General features: G+C 69.1%; 17 protein-coding genes. 9 read left to right on the top strand and 8 right to left on the bottom strand.

The features are described from left to right. The first annotated feature begins 115 nt into the window (after nt 1-115). The gene (locus tag LOZ83_RS10570; protein WP_236790758.1) at nt 116-1018 is read left to right on the top strand and encodes an ATP-binding protein; all 903 of its coding nucleotides are present in this window, start codon (nt 116-118) and stop codon (nt 1016-1018) included. A 3-nt stretch (nt 1019-1021) separates the two neighbouring features. Here the strand turns inward: LOZ83_RS10570 and LOZ83_RS10575 are convergent, their stop codons facing one another. After that, entirely contained in the window at nt 1022-2320 is a 1299-nt protein-coding gene (locus LOZ83_RS10575) for a UDP-glucose/GDP-mannose dehydrogenase family protein (protein ID WP_236790243.1), read from the bottom strand. A gap of 148 nt (nt 2321-2468) precedes the next feature. On the opposite strand from LOZ83_RS10575, the gene LOZ83_RS10580 reads away from it, so the two are divergent. Next, nucleotides 2469-3227, top strand: coding sequence for an SDR family NAD(P)-dependent oxidoreductase (locus LOZ83_RS10580; RefSeq protein ID WP_236790244.1), 759 nt, complete (start codon nt 2469-2471; stop codon nt 3225-3227). On the opposite strand, the gene LOZ83_RS10585 is transcribed toward LOZ83_RS10580, so the two are convergent. Then, nucleotides 3224-4909: a TM0106 family RecB-like putative nuclease gene (locus tag LOZ83_RS10585; protein ID WP_236790245.1), complete on the bottom strand. Its 1686-nt coding sequence runs from the start codon at nt 4907-4909 to the stop codon at nt 3224-3226. The two genes, LOZ83_RS10580 and LOZ83_RS10585, sit on opposite strands and share 4 nt — an antisense overlap. An 85-nt stretch (nt 4910-4994) precedes the next feature. On the opposite strand from LOZ83_RS10585, the gene LOZ83_RS10590 reads away from it, so the two are divergent. After that, a complete protein-coding gene (locus LOZ83_RS10590) occupies nt 4995-5459 on the top strand; it encodes a DUF6474 family protein (RefSeq protein ID WP_236790246.1) in 465 nt (154 codons plus the stop codon). Between the two features lie 50 nt (nt 5460-5509). Here LOZ83_RS10590 and LOZ83_RS10595 read toward each other — a convergent pair whose 3' ends face one another. The 4 genes from LOZ83_RS10595 to LOZ83_RS10610 are packed head-to-tail and all read right to left on the bottom strand — an operon-like array spanning nt 5510 to nt 9069. Beyond that, a complete protein-coding gene (locus LOZ83_RS10595) occupies nt 5510-6472 on the bottom strand; it encodes a glycine betaine ABC transporter substrate-binding protein (RefSeq protein ID WP_236790247.1) in 963 nt (320 codons plus the stop codon). Further along, nucleotides 6469-7248, bottom strand: coding sequence for an ABC transporter permease (locus tag LOZ83_RS10600; protein WP_236790248.1), 780 nt, complete (start codon nt 7246-7248; stop codon nt 6469-6471). Before LOZ83_RS10600 ends, LOZ83_RS10595 begins: the two co-directional genes overlap by 4 nt. Further along, nucleotides 7245-8429 (bottom strand): ATP-binding cassette domain-containing protein, encoded by a 1185-nt coding sequence (locus LOZ83_RS10605; protein ID WP_374202646.1) that lies wholly within the window; start codon nt 8427-8429, stop codon nt 7245-7247. The genes LOZ83_RS10600 and LOZ83_RS10605 overlap by 4 nt, the downstream gene beginning before the upstream one ends. Further along, complete coding sequence (locus LOZ83_RS10610) at nt 8422-9069, bottom strand: ABC transporter permease (protein ID WP_236790250.1); 648 nt, start codon at nt 9067-9069, stop codon at nt 8422-8424. Before LOZ83_RS10610 ends, LOZ83_RS10605 begins: the two co-directional genes overlap by 8 nt. A 204-nt stretch (nt 9070-9273) precedes the next feature. Here LOZ83_RS10610 and LOZ83_RS10615 point away from each other — a divergent pair, with 204 nt between their 5' ends. The 4 genes from LOZ83_RS10615 to LOZ83_RS10630 all read left to right on the top strand — a co-directional run bounded on the left by LOZ83_RS10615 (nt 9274) and on the right by LOZ83_RS10630 (nt 12133). Then, complete coding sequence (locus LOZ83_RS10615; RefSeq protein WP_236790251.1) at nt 9274-9795, top strand: hypothetical protein; 522 nt, start codon at nt 9274-9276, stop codon at nt 9793-9795. A gap of 68 nt (nt 9796-9863) precedes the next feature. Beyond that, a complete protein-coding gene (locus LOZ83_RS10620) occupies nt 9864-10583 on the top strand; it encodes a YcnI family protein (protein WP_236790252.1) in 720 nt (239 codons plus the stop codon). Beyond that, nucleotides 10584-11114, top strand: coding sequence for a copper resistance CopC family protein (locus LOZ83_RS10625; protein WP_236790253.1), 531 nt, complete (start codon nt 10584-10586; stop codon nt 11112-11114). After that, on the top strand, nt 11111-12133 hold the full coding sequence (locus LOZ83_RS10630; protein WP_236790254.1) for a copper resistance D family protein: 1023 nt from the start codon (nt 11111-11113) through the stop codon (nt 12131-12133). The genes LOZ83_RS10625 and LOZ83_RS10630 overlap by 4 nt, the downstream gene beginning before the upstream one ends. 149 nt (nt 12134-12282) lie before the next feature. Here the strand turns inward: LOZ83_RS10630 and LOZ83_RS10635 are convergent, their stop codons facing one another. Both LOZ83_RS10635 and LOZ83_RS10640 read right to left on the bottom strand, forming a co-directional pair. Then, complete coding sequence (locus LOZ83_RS10635) at nt 12283-13185, bottom strand: phosphotransferase enzyme family protein (RefSeq protein ID WP_236790255.1); 903 nt, start codon at nt 13183-13185, stop codon at nt 12283-12285. 37 nt (nt 13186-13222) lie between these two features. Continuing rightward, on the bottom strand, nt 13223-14605 hold the full coding sequence (locus tag LOZ83_RS10640) for a helix-turn-helix transcriptional regulator (RefSeq protein ID WP_236790256.1): 1383 nt from the start codon (nt 14603-14605) through the stop codon (nt 13223-13225). A 285-nt stretch (nt 14606-14890) separates the two neighbouring features. Between LOZ83_RS10640 and LOZ83_RS10645 the strand changes: the two genes are divergently transcribed. Then, nucleotides 14891-15217, top strand: a complete 327-nt coding sequence (locus LOZ83_RS10645; protein WP_236790257.1) for a hypothetical protein — start codon at nt 14891-14893, stop codon at nt 15215-15217. A gap of 11 nt (nt 15218-15228) precedes the next feature. Further along, nucleotides 15229-15633, top strand: a complete 405-nt coding sequence (locus LOZ83_RS10650) for a hypothetical protein (RefSeq protein WP_236790258.1) — start codon at nt 15229-15231, stop codon at nt 15631-15633. Nucleotides 15634-15767 lie beyond the last annotated feature (134 nt).

Here is a 15767-nt window from a genome sequence, read left to right on the forward strand (position 1 = left end):
AGCCGCGCTTCGCCGGCACGTCCCGACCCACGAGGCGGCCTTTCAGGTCTTGCGTGGTCTGGAAGTCGAGGTCAACGAGTTCATGCGGCACCCGCTGCTTCGGCTCGCCGACGAGATGTACCAACGGTTCAAGGCGCGCAATTCCGAGGAGGAGGTTCAGTTCGGTCTCTTTCGGATCGCCATTCCCACGTACTCGGAGATCGCCTTTCGAGAGGCACTTGCGAACGCGCTGACTCACCGCGACTACACCAAGCGTGGTGCCATCCACGTGCAATGGTCCGAGGAGCAGCTGGAAATCTCGAGTCCAGGGGGCTTTCCCGAGGGGATCCGCATCGACAACCTGCTCGTTGCCCCACCGCACCCACGGAGTGCTGTGCTGGCCGACGCCTTCAAGCGGATCGGCCTCGTGGAGCGAACCGGTCGGGGTATCAATCGGATGTTCGCCGAGCAGTTGCGTGTCGGACGGCCAGCACCGGACTATGGCCGCACCACAGACCAGACCGTGGTTGCGATTCTCCCCGGTGGACCAGCGAATCTCGCGATAACCAAATGGGTATTGGAGCAGGAACATCATGACCGCCCCCTGATGCTGCCCGAGTTGCAAATCCTCTCCGAGTTGCTGCGCGAACGGCGCGCAGCAACGGCAGAACTCGCCACTCTGACACAACGTACGGAAGGCGAAACTCGCACTCTGCTGACCCGGATGGTTGAGCGAGGGTGGGTCGAAGCTCGTGGAGAAGGCAAAGGGCGAATGTGGCACTTGTCAGCGTCGGTCTATCGGATCCTGGACTCGTCGGCGGGATATGTCCGAGTGCGCGGCTTCGAACCACTCCAGCAGGAGCAGATGATCCTCGCATTCGTATCCGCGCACGGCCGCATCACTCGTGCGCAGGCCGCCGACCTGTGTGCCATCGCACCCGAGCAAGCAAGCCGGGTTCTTCGCCGGCTCACTCAGGAGGGAAAACTCCGGCAACGAGGCGAGCGGAAGGGCACTCGCTACGAGTTGCCCGCGACCTGAGCGCTACTGGGCGAGGACGCGGGCGCGGGGACGGCCGAGGCCGAGCCAGGTGAGGCCGGCCGAGAGGACGACCTGCGGGTCAAGCAGGTTGCGGGTGTCCACAACGGAATCGCCCTGCATGAGGTCCGCGATGTAGGACCAGTCGAGCCTGCGGAACTCGTCCCACTCGGTCAGCACGACGATCGCGTCCGCGCCCTTGGCCACCTGGTACGGGTCGTCCACGATGCGCATGCCCGGCAGCTCGCCGCCGATCGCGGGGTCGTAGGCGGTGACCTCGGCCCCGTGCGCGGACAGCATCGCCGTCACCGACAGGGCCGGCGAATCGCGCAGGTCGTTGGTGCCCGCCTTGAAGGCCAGCCCGAGCACGCCGACGCGGGCGCCGGCCAGGCTGCCGCCGACGGCACCGGCGATCTTCGCGACGATCCGGTCCCGCTGGGCGATGTTCTCCTGGATCGCCGACGAGAGCAGCGAGAAGTCGAACCCGACCGACTCCGCGACCTGCACGAGCGCGTGCGTGTCCTTGGGCAGGCACGAGCCGCCCCAGCCCGGGCCGGGCTTGAGGAACGAGCGGCCGATCCGCCGGTCGTAGCCCATGCCCTCGGTGACCGACTCGATGTCCGCCCCCAGCCGCTCGCACAGCTCGGCGACGGCGTTCACATAGGACAGCTTCATCGCGAGGAAGCAGTTGGCGGCGTACTTCACGAGTTCGGCGCTCGCCGCGTCGGTGACGACGTTCGGCGCGTCGAGGTCCGCGTAGAGGTCGGCGACCCAGCGGGCCGCGGGCTCCTCGTCCGCCCCGACCACGATCCGGTCCGGGTGCAGGAAGTCCGAGACCGCGGTGCCCTCACGCAGGAACTCGGGGTTCGCGACGACCGGCACGTCCGTCCGGCCGAGCATGGCGCGGATGCGCTGCGCGGTGCCGACCGGGACGGTCGATTTCGTGATCACGGCGCAACCGGCGGGCAGGCAGCCGGCGATCTCGTCGATCACGGCTTCGACCGCGCGGAGGTCGGCGGCGCCGCCCGCGCCCATCGGGGTCGGCACGCAGAGGAACACGGCCTCCGCGTCGGCGACCGCGGCGCGCGAGCCGACGACGAAGCTGAGCCGGCCGGCGGCAAGACCACGCGAGACCAGCTCTTCCAGCCCCGGTTCGAGGATGTCGACCTGTCCGGCGGCGAGTCTGGCCACCTTGGTCTCGTCAACGTCCACGCAAATGACCTGATGACCAAGGCTGGCAAGGCATGCGCCAGTGGTCAGGCCTACATATCCGGTGCCGATCACGGCAATCCGCGCTGAGCCCATAGAGCCAACCTGACATTCGGAGTTGACGATCGTGCTAACTGTAGGGGTCGGCCGTGAATACTTGGCGCGACGGGTGAGGAGGGCCACCCGAGACCGCTGCGAACGAACATTAACCTGAGGCTTCCAGCCCTGGTGAGAGAGGAATGGCATGCGGATCACGGACACGGCGGCGATCGTCACGGGTGGCGCTTCGGGCCTCGGCGGTGCGACCGCGGCGGCACTGGCGGCGAAGGGCGCGCGGGTCTTCGCGCTCGACCTCGCCGGCGGCATCGAAAAGGCGCCCGAGGTAGCCGGTGTGACCTATGTCGAGGCCGATGTGACCGACCCGGAGCAGGTCGGCGCGGCGGTCGAGCAGGCCACCGCGGCCGGGGTGCCGTTGCGCACCGTCGTCAACTGCGCGGGCATCGGACCATCGGGCCGCATCCTGTCGCGTAAGGGCACGCACGACCTCGGCCTGTTCCGGAAGGTCATCGAGGTCAACCTGATCGGCACGTTCAACGTCATGACGCTCGCGGCCGAGGCGATGGCCAAGACCGAAACACTCGAGGACGACGCGCGGGGAGTCGTCATCAACACCGCGTCGGTCGCCGCCTTCGACGGGCAGATCGGGCAAGTCGCGTACTCCGCGTCGAAGGGCGGCGTCGCCGGGCTGACCCTGCCCGCCGCGCGCGACCTTGCGTCGCAAGGCATCCGCGTGGTGACCATCGCGCCGGGCATCATCGATACCCCGATGCTGGCCACGGTCAGCGACGAGTTCCGCGCCGGGCTGGCCGCCAGCGTGCCGTTCCCGAAGCGACTGGGCCGCCCCGACGAGTACGCGCAACTGGCCGTCGACATCATCGAGCACGACTACCTCAACGGCGAGGTCATCCGCCTGGACGGTTCGATCCGGATGGCGCCGCGCTAGAGATCGCCCATGTACGGGATTTCGTTGGCGGGCCCGGACATCCACCCGCGGAGCACCTGGGTGGCGCGGACGTCGTCTTCGTTGTAGCGGAGGAGGCGTTCGCGCTGGTCCGGCGCCGGGACGGCGCCATCCATGCCGACCGCGTCGCGGTACCAGCGCATGGAGGCCTCTCCGCCCGCCTCCGGATCCCGCCAGCTGAACCCGGCCACCGGCGCGATCACCTTGAGTCCCTTGCCGCGTGAGCACAGGAACTGCTCCGTGACCCCGCGGAAGAGATCCACCCACTCCTCGGAGTCCACAAAGGACTGGACCTCGTTCTTGGCGGGAATGCCATCGAGTCCGGCGAACCGCTCCACCGAGCCGAACAACCAGCGGTTCTCGGCCATCGCGTTGTAGCAGTACGCGCGGAAAGTCAGGCCCGCCGCGGCCGTCCGCTCGCGCACGTCGCGCAGCCAGGCCCAGAACTCCGCGAACGACCTGGCCTCGTCCACTGTGGGCACCGGCTCCCAGGTGACGAACGAGCGATATCCCTGTGGCAGCCCGATATCCGCGCCGGACAGCAGGCAGCCCCACAGGTACGCGCCCGACTCGCCGAAGCTTTCCATGTCGACGTCGACCTCGACGTCGCCCCGCGAGACGGTGACCTCGGGGACCCGGCGCACCACGGTGAGATCCGCGAGCCACGCCCGGGCGAGCGCGACCGCGTCCGGGAAGGAACCGGAGGTCCACACGATCGGCGGCTCGTCGTCCAGGTTCAACGCGGCCAGCTTGTCCACAGTGGACACTCCGGCGCGGCGCAGCTCCATCGCGTCCTCACCGCGCACGACGAGGCTCACGTCCCGCACGGCGAGCAACGCGGATTCACACGTCGGCCACCACGGGCAGGCGCGGCAGTCGAGGATGCGCGACGGCTCGGCGAGCGCGGGACCACCGGTGGCCGCCGCCTGCGCGACCGCGACCCGGTCGGCGAAGCGGATGTCGTACTCCGCCAGCGCACTGCGGCCGCCGGGCCAGGTGGGCGCGGCCAGGTCGTGCCACAGCACGCAATCGGCGTCCAGCCCGATGACCCCGCCGAGCGGCTGGTGCGCGGCGAGCCCGAGCGCTTCGAGCATGCGGCGCAGATGCGCGAGCCGCAGCTGGTCCCGCGGCTGCGAACGGACCTTGCGGTGCTCGTCGACCACCGCGCGCGCCGGGTCGAGCTGGTTCGGGGCCGTGGTGACCGCGCCCGCGCCGGGATCGGTGATCCGGTGCCGGACCACCAGTACGGGCAGGTACCCGGCACCGGAGCGGACCAGCAGCTCGGCACCCCCGCGCCGGTGCCCGCGGCGATCGGCGGGCAGCAGCGCCCCCCAGATGTAGGACGCGCCGTCGGCCAGCGCCTGCTCGGTGATGCGGACACGTTCCCCGGCCGGCAGCTCGCGCGGCACCGTGACCCAGCCGGCCTCTTCCCCACCACCACCCTCAGCGGAGACGCCTCGCGCCGCTGCCTGCTCCCGGCGAATGGCCTCGACCAGCCGGCGCCGGATCTCCAGCCGGTGCGCCGCCGCGTCGGCCATGCGTTGCTCCGCCGCCGGATCCGGCGGCGCCAGCGTGGTTTCCCGCATCGACGGGTCTGCTTCGAGATGCACCCGGCGCCGGCAGCGGCTCACCGCCCCGGCATCGAGTAGCACCTCGGTTTCCATGTGAACCACTTTAGAAGCACCCTCCGACAGAAAATGACGCGCGTCCGGCGTGCCCGCGGTCGGCGCGACCAGTAGATTTCACGCCATGGCACGTAAGAAGTCCGGCGAGTCCACGAGTACGGGTCTGACGCCGAAGAAGGCGCGCAACGCCGTCTCCGTGGCCAAGATCATCGTGCCGGCGGTGGTGCCGGTGCTCGCGCCCTTCGCGGTGCGCGCGGCCGGCGCCGCCCGCGAGGCGTACGACCGGTACCAGGCGCGCAGGCTCGGGGTGCCGGTCGAGCGGCTGCCGGAGTTCACCGGCCGCGGCGCCGGGCTGCTGGCGCGCATCGCCGGGGTCTCCGACGCGCTCGCCGACCTGCGCAAAGCCGAGCGCTCGACCGAGGACGACCGGAAGTTCGCCGCTGACGCGCAGGCCACCCTGGAGCAGCTCACGGCGGCGGTCCGGGCGGCGGAACGGATGCCCGCCGCCCGCCGCCGGGCCGCGCACCAGGCGGTCACCGCCGAACTCGAACGGCTGGAAACGCAGGTGCTCAACCACCTCGGCGTCTAGCGGCTCGCCGCGGCGGGCCAACACGGCGCCGCAGCGGGCCAACACGCGGGTTATTTGATGAAGCCCTTCGAGATCATCCAGTCGCGCGCGACCTCACCGGCGTCCTTGCCGTCGACGTCGACCTCCTTGCAGAGCTCGATCATCTGCTTGTTGTCCATCGCCTTGCCCACGGGCACGAGCACGTCGGCGAGCGCGGGATGCGCCTTCAGGTACGACGTCTTCATCGTCACCGAAGCGTTGTACTGCGGGAAGAACTTCTTGTCGTCGTCCAGCACGCGCAGGTTCAGCCCGGCGATCCGGCCGTCGGTCGTGAAGATCTCGCCGAAGTTGCAGGTGCCGTTCGCCACCGCGGAGTAGATCGCGCCGGTGCCGAACGTCTTCACGTCCGTCGTCGGGAACCCGTAGGTCTTCTGCACCCCGGGCATCCCGTCCTGCCGGCTCGCGAACTCGGTCTCCACACAGAACACCGCCTGGTCGGGATGTTCCTTGAGGAACGCCGTCATGTCCGAATTGGACTTGAGGTTGTGCTCGGCGGCGTAGGACTCCTTGGTACCGAAGGCATACGTGTCGTTCAGCGGCGAGTAGTCGAGCCAGGTGATGCCGAACTTCTTCTCGTCGGCCGCCTTCGTCGCGTCGAACTGGCGCTGCTCGTCGGGGATCGGCTCGGTATTGCCCTGGTACGAGATCCACGCGGTGCCGGTGTACTCCCACGACAGATCGACCTGCCCGTTGAGCAAGGCCTGCCGGGCACTGTTGGAACCCGAGATGTTCGACAGGTCCGTGACGTCCGCGCCCGCCGCGGAAAGCGCCAGCTCCGCGAGGTAGGCCAGGATGATGTTCTCGGTGAAGTCCTTCGACCCCACCGTCACGTTCAGCCCTTGCAGGCTCGGCACCGGGCGGATCGAGCCGGGCTCCACTTTGTACGGCAGCGAGGCATTGACGTTCAGACCACACGCCGTCAGCGACGAAGCCAGCAGTACGACGCCGAACAGCGCCTTCAGCCGATGCTTCACTTGAGCCCCCTCGGTCCGAAAACCTCCTCGAGCACCGCGCCGACCCAGTCGATCAGCAGCGCGAGACCGACCGCGAGCACCGCGCCGGTGATGAGCACGGGAACGCGGTTGAGCTTGTACCCCGTGTCGATCAGCTCACCGAGCCCGCCGCCGTTGACGAAGAACGCGAGCGTCGCGGTGCCGACCGCGAGCACGAGCGAAGTCCGCAGGCCGGCCAGGATCAGCGGCACGGCGAGCGGCATTTCGATACGCCACAACACACCCGGCCCCGACATCCCGATCCCGCGGCCCGCGTCGGTGAGCGCCGGGTCGACGCCGTTGATGCCGACGATCGTGTTGCGCAGCACGGGAAGCAGCGAGTAGAAGGCGATCGGCAGCACCGCGCACCAGAAGCCTTCCCAGTTGGTCCACAGGAAGAACAGCACGATCATGCCGAGCGCGGGCGCGGCCTGGCCGATGTTCGCGATGGTCAGGAACACCGGTGCGGCGCGCCGGGCCCAGGTGCGGGTCAGCATCATGCCCAGTGGCACCGCGACGACCACGACGATCGCCGCCACCGCAAGGGTGATCAGCAGATGCTGCCAGGTGCCCGACAGCAGCGTCGAGACGTTCAGGCTTTCCGCTTCGATCGCGTCGTTGTCCCGGGTCAGCGCCCACGCGAGCACCGCGCCGACGATGACGACCACGGCGAGGGGCTGGGCGATGAACCGGCCGCGTTCCGCGCGGCGCGAACCGGATCCGGTCGAGAAACCGCTTTCAACGGTGGTGGTGGTCATGACTCGGCGTGCTCCTCGCGGAGCCGCTGGATCGTGCCGATCACCGTGTCCAGATGGATCGTGCCGACGTACTCGCCGCGCGAGCCGGTCACCGGCACCCCGCCGCCCTCGACGAGCATCGCCTCGAGCGCGTCCTGCAACGTCGACTGGAGACTCACGTGGTCGGTGAGCGGTTTACCCGCCGTGGCCAGCGATGTCGCGGCCACCAGGTCGCGCACGTGCACCCACCGCACCGGGCGGCGCCGCTCGTCGAGCACCAGCGCGTAGCGGGCACGCTTTTCGGTCAGCTGCTGCCGCACCGAGGCCGGTGATTCGCCGATCGACGCGGCCACCGGCGTGTGGTCGAGTTCGACGTCCCGCACCCGCAGCAGGGTCAGCTGCTTCAGCGACGCGCCCGCGCCGACGAAACCGGCGACGGTGTCGTCGGCCGGGTTCGCCAGGATCGACTCCGGGGTGTCGTACTGCAGGATCCGCGACTGGTTGCCGAGCACCGCGATCTTGTCGCCGAGCTTCACGGCCTCGTCGAAGTCGTGCGTGACGAACACGATCGTCTTGCGCAGCTCGGACTGCAGCCGCAGCAGCTCGTCCTGCAGGTTGCCGCGGGTGATCGGGTCGACCGCGCCGAACGGCTCGTCCATCAGCAGCACCGGCGGGTCCGCGGCGAGCGCCCGCGCGACCCCCACGCGCTGCTGCTGGCCACCGGAAAGCTGGCGCGGGTAGCGGTCGCGGAACTGGCTCGGGTCGAGCCCGACCAGGTCCATCATCTCCTCGACCCGGTCGCCGATCCGCTTCTTGTCCCAGCCGAGCAGGCCCGGTACGACGGCGATGTTCTGCCGCACGGTGAAATGCGGGAACAGGCCGGCCTGCTGGATCGCGTAGCCGACGGTGCGGCGCAACCGGTCCGGGTTGAGCCGCAGCGCGTCCTCGCCGCCAATGGTGATCTTGCCCGAGGTCGGCTCGATGAGCCGGTTGATCATCCGCATCGTGGTCGTCTTGCCGCAGCCCGACGGGCCCACCAGGATGACGATCTTGCCGGCGGGGATGGTCATCGTGACGTCCTCGACGGCCGGCTGACGGGTGCCCGCGTAGCGCTTCGTGACCTGCTCGAGCTGGATCTCCACGCCGGAAACGGAACTGTCGGTGCCGCCGACGCTTGCTGTGGATTCGATCGTTTCAGACACGGACACCCCTCGGAATGGTGAAGCGGGCGATCAGGACATAGATGCCGTCGAGGATCAGCGCGAGGATGACCACACCGATCGTGCCGGTGAGCGCCTGGTTCGTGGCGTTCGCGCTCCCCGCGCGGGTCAGCCCGGAGAACACCTCGGAACCGAGGCCGGGCCCCTTCGCGTAGGCCGCGATCACCGCGATGCCCATCAGCATCTGTGTGGCCACACGCATTCCGGCGAGGACGGCCGGCCAGGCCAGCCGCAGCTCGACGCGGGTCAGCACCCCGAACCGGTTCATGCCGATGCCCTTGGCCGCGTCGGTCACCGCCGGATCGACCCCGGACAGGCCGACGATGGTGTTCCGCACGATCGGCAGCAGCGCGTACACGACGAGCGGGATGACGCTGGGCGCGACGCCGAGCCCGACGATCGGGATCAGCAACCCGATCAGCGCGAACGAGGGGATGGTCAGGATCGTGCTCGCCAGCGCGGTCGCCAGCGCCGAGCCGATGGGGCTGCGGTACACCGCGACGCCGATCAGCACACCGATCACCGCGGCGAGAATGGTTGCCTGCACCACCTCACTGACGTGCAGCCAAGCCTGGAGCGAGAGCCTGCTCCATCTGTCGGCGACATAGGCGAAAAGGTTCACGCGTGGCAGCCTCCTTCCCGGTCAATGACCCGCTCACCGTTCCTCATTATTTGTTAATGAGCAACCATTGACACTCGGTGAAGGGCCTCGGTAGCCATGTCGACACGCGGCCGACCTGGGAAGATAACCGTTGTCCATACATTTCCCGGTCCCCGTGGCGACCGTTGCGCACGCCCGCGCACGGCGGTCTCTTACGCTGGGCGAGTGAACGGGCCAGCGCGACAGCACGGCGTGTCACGCCTGCTGCGTGGCGGACTGCTCGCGCTGTGCTCGGCCGGGCTCGCCATCACCGCGCACGCCCTCGCGGACGGCGGCCTGCCCGACACGTCGCTGACCCTCGTGCTCACCGTGCTCATCGGCTGGATCGGCGCGGCACTCGCCGAGAAGACGAAGGGCCCGCTCGGGGTGCTGGCCGTGCTCGGCAGCGCGCAGGTGGCGATGCACCTGGTGCTGACCGAACTGATGGGGCACATGGCCCCGGCGCACCTGGACATGTACCTCGCGCACGCGGTCGCCACGGTGCTCACCGCCGGACTGATCACGCATGCCGAGTCGATGGCGCGGATCGCGGTCGCGAGCCTGTGGCTGCTGCTGCCCGTCGTGTGGCGCCCGGCCCCGGTACCCGTCGCGCCGGTACGGTTGCCCGCCGACCCGGTCGCCGCTCCCGTGCTTTCGGTGCTCTTGCGCCGGGTGCACGGGCGGCGTGGCCCACCCGTCCGCTCCTGAAATCCCCGTACCCCAGCCAGCGCCGGTCCGGCGCTGGTCCCTCCATTCTGTTCAGGAGCAGACTCTCCATGTCGAACAACCGCGCCCTGCGCGCGACCGTCCTGGCGGCCACTTTCGGCGCCGCCGGACTGCTGGGAGCGGGCATCGCGTCCGCTCACGTGACCGCGAACATCTACGGCAGCGAACCGCAGAAAGGCGGCAGCGGCGCCATCGTGCTCCGCGTGCCCAACGAAGAGGAGGACGCCGGCACCATCAAGGTCGAGATCGATTTCAAGCAGGAGTACGCGATCAGCTCGGTGCGCTACAAGCCGGTGCCGGGCTGGACGGCCCAGGTCGTGAAGACCCAGCTGCCCTCGCCGGTCAAGGATGGCAAGAACCTCGACGTGACGAACCCGGTCACGTCGATCGTCTTCACCGCACAGCCGGGCTCCGGGCTGGCCAAGGGCACCGACCAGTTCCAGGAGTTCGAGGTCACCGCCTCGAACCTTCCGTCCAATGTGGACGAAATCGCGCTGCCCGCGGTCCAGACCTACGACAACGGCCAGGTCGTGCGCTGGGACCAGGCGCAGACCGGCGCGGAGGAGCCGGAGCACCCGGCACCGACCGTGCACCTGGCGGCCTCGACCGGAAGTGACCACGACATGAGCGTGTCACCGGCGAGCGACTCGGCGAGCACGTCGACCGACAACACCGCCCGCTGGCTCGGCGGTGCCGGGCTGGTCGTCGGTGCGCTCGGGCTTGGCGTCGGCGGGGGCGCGGTACTGCGCGGCCGCAGGGCGGCGAAGTAGATGCGCAAGGCACTCGCGGTGCTGGCGCTGACGGTGGCGGCTCTCATCGGCACCGCCACCCCGGCGCTCGCGCACAACGTGCTGATCTCGACCGACCCGGGCAAGGGCGCCTCGCTCGACACCGGGCCGGCCAAGATCACGCTGACCTTCGACGCGCCGGTCCAGGGCGGTGACATCAACCAGATCTCCGTCCTCGGACCGGACAGGTCGCAGTGGGCCGAGGGCACCGTGGAGATCAACAGCAATGTGATCACCGCCGCGGTGCGGCCGCTCGGGCCCGCCGGGACCTACACGGTCGGCTACCGGATCCTGTCCGCGGACGGGCATCCGGTCGAAGGTGAGTACACGTTCACCCTCACCAAGGCCGGCACCGGCACCCCGGCCACGGCCGGAGCCGCGGTCGGCGCCGCCACTTCGAGCGGCGGCGGTGCCGGCGGTGGCGTGCCGGTGTGGGTGTGGATCGTCGGCGCGGTCGTGCTGCTGGCGATCGGGCTGACGCTCGCGCTCCGGATGGGCCGGGAGAAGCAGTGAAACAGACCGGGACCACCTCGCCCCCGCGGTACTCGACGATGGTCGCCGCGGTCACGGCGGCGCTGGCCGGAGTGCTGATCGGGGTCGCGCTGACCACGACGGCCCCCGTGCCTGGTGTGGCCGACGTGAGCGAGGTGGTCTCGGTCGCCATCCCGATCGTGCGGGTGCTGCTCGATCTGTCGGCCGTGGCCACCATCGGGCTCGGCCTGCTCTCGGTGCTCGTCGGGTACGACCGGCCGAAGCTGAGCGAACCGGTGCTCGCCCGGGCGCGGCCCGCCGCCATCGCGGCCGCGCTGATCTGGGCGGTCACGGCACTGGTCACCCTGGTGCTGCAGACCGCGGAGTACCGGCCCCAGCAGTCGACCATCAGTCCGCGCGACATCTGGGACTACGTCGTGCACATCGGTGCGGGCAAGGCACTGCTCGTCGTCGCGGTGCTCGCGCTGGTGCAGGTCGGGCTCGGCGTGCTCGCGTTCCGTCACGGCGAGAAGGTGCCCGCCGAGGTGCGGGTCGGGTTCGGCCTGTTCGCGCTGCTGCCGCTGCCGGTCACCGGGCACGCGTCCAACTGGAGCTACCACGACTACACGACGATCTCGATCGAGCTGCACGTGATGAGCGCCATCGCGTGGACCGGCGGGCTCGGCGCGATGATCGTGCTGCTCGTCGGCAACCGGACGCTGCTCGCCCATGCGCTGCCCCGGTTTTCGAAGCTCGCCACGCTCTGCCTGGCCCTTTCCGTGGTGACGGGCCTGTTCAACGCCGGCGTCGAGATCCTGATCAACCCGACCATCGGCTTCTGGTCCGCGCTGTTCACCACCGCCTACGGGCAACTCGTGCTGCTGAAACTGTTGTGTGCGATCGTGATCGGCGGTCTCGCGGCGAACCTGCGGTGGCGGCTGATGCCGCGGATCGTGCGGCACGAGCGGACGGCGCTCGCCACGTGGGCGACCCTGGAGCTGACGGTGATGGGACTGGCCTTCGGCTTCGCCGTCGTGCTCACTCGGGCACCAGTCACGTGAAGTAGCGCAACTTGCAGCTCGCGAGTGGCAGTTAGACCATTCAGGGTGACTAGTCGAGCCGAATTTATTACTCGGTGCACGTGCAGGTGCATAAACGGCAAGCGGTCACCTGGCTTCGGCGAATGTCGCCGGATGATCTCAACCTGTGGTCAGCGGTAGCGCGCCCATGGGTCGCCGGTACGACCGGTCCGCAGATCGGCCAGCCGGCGCCGGAACTCGGTCCGCACCTGCGGGTTGCTGCGCAGGATGGGCAGCACGCTGGTGGTCAGCTTGAGCTCCCGCAACGCCCTGAGCACCGGAAACCCGTCCCACGCGGTGACATCGAAGCCGTAGACGTCGGCCAGCATGCGGTACCGGCCCGCCGGGTCGGCGAACCGCTCGCGGCCCACCGCCAGCGGGGTCAGATCCCATTCCGGCGGGCCGACGCACGAGGAGTCGAAATCGCACAACACCGGCCCTTCCGGGCCGACGATGATGTTGCCCGGATGGGCGTCGCCGTGGATCAGGCCACGGCGCAGCGGGAACTCGACCTCGCCGAGCGCGGCCTCCACGTCAAGGCACCGCTGCAGCAGGAACCGTCCGTCACCGGTGTCGAGTTCCTCCGCGTCGGCGATCCGCGCCCGCACGTCCGCCAGCGGATCCCAGTCGCCGACCCCGTCCGGCACCGGCAGTTCGTGCACCTGCCGGAGCAGCCCGCCGAGATCCTTCGCGGTGGCCCGGCGACGCACCGGCGGGACGTGGACCCATGCCGTCACGACGTGCTCGCCGACCGCGATCGGCTGGTCGACGCCCGGTAGCAGGCGGATCGCGGGCACGTCGTGCCGCTCGAAGTGCCGGGCGACGGCGACCACGCGGTCCGCCCGGTGGCGCAGCGCGCGGGACCCGACGATGCGCAGCACGACGGGCGCGCTCGCGAGCCGGTAAACGGCGTTGTTGGTGAATCGCAGCAACCGCGCGCCGCCCGGGTCGAGCCCGAGCAGCGCGGCGGCACCGATCAGTGCTTCGTCCAGCTTTTCCCTGGTGAAACGGCCGTCGAGAGTCGCGGCAGGCATGATCTCGTACCCACTCTCTTCCGCCGCATACGCCGGGTCAGGCAGCGAAGAAACTGCCCAGCCGCTCCGCGAGATCACGCGCGTCCGGGTTGTTCTTCCGCTTCTCTGCTTCCTCCCGCAGCGGCGCCATCCGGTCCCTGACGCGCGCCGACTTGAGGCCTTCGGCGGCGTCGAGCGCTGCGCGCCCGACCCGGGCGCCGTGGTCGATATCGCCTTCGAGCAGGTGGTTGGTGGCCAGCGCGCTCAGGTTGAACGTCTTGCTGCGCTGCATGTCCTCGCCATAGGCGTCGATCGCCCTGGACAGCGCCGGTATGGCGTATCTCGTGTGCTTGAGGTCCACATTGCGCGCCAGCACCGTGTGCACGGTGCCGATCATCGCGTACACGTCGGTCTCGTTGAAGAACTTGACCCAGTCCTCGGCCTCCGCGAGGTTGGCCCGGGCGAACTCGTCCTTGGCCAGCCCCAGCAGCTTCAGCGCCTGGTCCTCGTTCTCCATCATCGCGTAGGCCCAGGCCTGGTTCGCCGCGAGCACGGCGATGGCCAGCTCCGAACCGGATTCCTGCGCGGCGATCTGGCCGAGCTGGAACAACTTCAGCGCGTCGTTCGGCGCCTCCTGGTGCAGGTAGACGCGGCCCATCCGGTACAGGATGTTGGCGACCAGCGGGTTGTTGTCACCCTGCTTGGCCAGCTCCAGCGCGTTGGCGAAATGCCCGCGCGCGGAGTCCATCAGCCCGGTGTCGAACGACGTCCAGCCGGCCAGGCTGTGCAGGTCGGCGAGCGCCACGAACAATCTGGACTTGACCGGGCTGGTCGCCGAGGAATCCAGCATCTGCTGTCCCCAGGACAGCTGCGCGACCACGGCGTCGCGGCAGAAACCGCCGCCGTACTGGTAATCGAGTGCCCGCAGCGCCCTTGTCGCTGCTTCCACCTGGCGCACGTCGGTCATCCCGATGTGCCCCGGTGCCGGCGTCCTCGCGGGGCTCGCCCCCCAGGCCTGCGGCGACGATCCGAAGACCGCCGCACCCATCGTGACCTGGGCGGCATGCGCGAGGAAGTTCCGCCGTTTCACGGACTCGTCCTCCTCAGCCTGCTGCTCGTCGGCTGCGCCGACGACCTGAATCTCGGTGGCCTCGTCGTAGGCGAGGCCCATGTATCCACGGGGGACGCCCAGCCCGTCGGCGATCCTGGCGAGCACGTCATAGGCCATGACCTGCCGCCCCTTGAGGATCTCCGAGACCTCGGACTGTGACTGGCCGGTGAGCGCGGCGATCTGGCGCTGTGAGATGCCCTCCTTGCGGAGGTTGCGGTAGACCGCACTGATCTCGCGTGCGGCCAGCGCTTCCCGCATCTCGCGCTTGTCCCAGACATCAGGGCTGATCGGGTGACCCTGCCGGGCATCCGCAGCGCTACTGGCGTCCATTGCGCCCCCTCACCGTTCACTCGGGCGTCGATTCGCAGCGTAGGCACTCATATTCAACCGCGCGAAACGCCATTTGCCGAGCCTGATCAGCCCGGGCGAAGTATCCCGACCGCTTACCGTGGAACCCGCGCCGGTCGCCGCTATGACGGCGGTTCGGCTTCTCTTCCGCTCTGCTTCACCGCAATCTAGATCTCAGTTCTCCGTGAGCGACCGGGCACGCCCCGCGATCACACAGAGCAACGAGGAACACAACAGACCAAGCCCGGACAGAGCGGAGTTGACGCGGTGGAGTTCATGGACTCGATCCCCGCAGCACGGACGACCGCCCAGGCCCGCCACCACATCGGGCCGATCAGGACGGTGGCCCGCTCGGCGGTGCCGGCCGTCACCGACCCGCGTGCGGCGCAGGTGCGCCGGTACGAGAGCGGCCAGCTGGTATGGCGCGTGCAGTGTGGCGACATGATCAATCGGGAACGTTGTGTGACGGTGCTCGTCCAGGACGACCAGGTGGTGCTGGTGGGACCGCCCGGAGAGACGGCGCGACTGACCGCGGGCCAGCTCGGCCAGCTGCGGGCGGCGCTCAACGAAGCTGCGAAGCTGACGGAAAGGTAAGTGAGTTTTTCGTGGATCAGATCCTTGGACAGGTGCTTCGCGACGCGGTGTGGGAGCGCCTCGACATGCTCGCCGACCTCGCCAGCCGCGCCGACACCGACTCCCTGGTTTCCGTCGCCCGCTCCGAGCTGCCCCGCCTGACCGAAGGCTGGCGCGCGATGTTGTCGGCGCACGAACCCGACGAGCGGGGTGACTGTCCCACCTGCTCCACCCGCTGGCACAGATGCAAGGCCCCGTGTTCCGTCTGGCAGGTCGCGCACGAGCACCTGGTGGCCGGTGGCCTCGCACCGCAGCAGGACCTGCGTCACCCGTGGCGGCGGACCCGGTCGACCGTGCCGAGCGCCCGTGGCACCAAGCCGGCCCAGTCCGAGACCACGGGGCGTCACGCGCTTATCCCGCAGGTCGCGACGCACTGACCGCTCGTCGATTAATCGAAAAAACTTAGCGCTACCCCCTAGCGGGTGAACAGCCCCGCCTATTAGGTTGATCAACATGGTCGCTAGATGTGATGTTGCAGATCGCATGTTGCGGCCCCACGAGTTCCGCGGGC

The sequence above is a fragment of the Amycolatopsis sp. GM8 genome (assembly GCF_021653975.1).
Taxonomy (GTDB): domain Bacteria; phylum Actinomycetota; class Actinomycetes; order Mycobacteriales; family Pseudonocardiaceae; genus Amycolatopsis_E.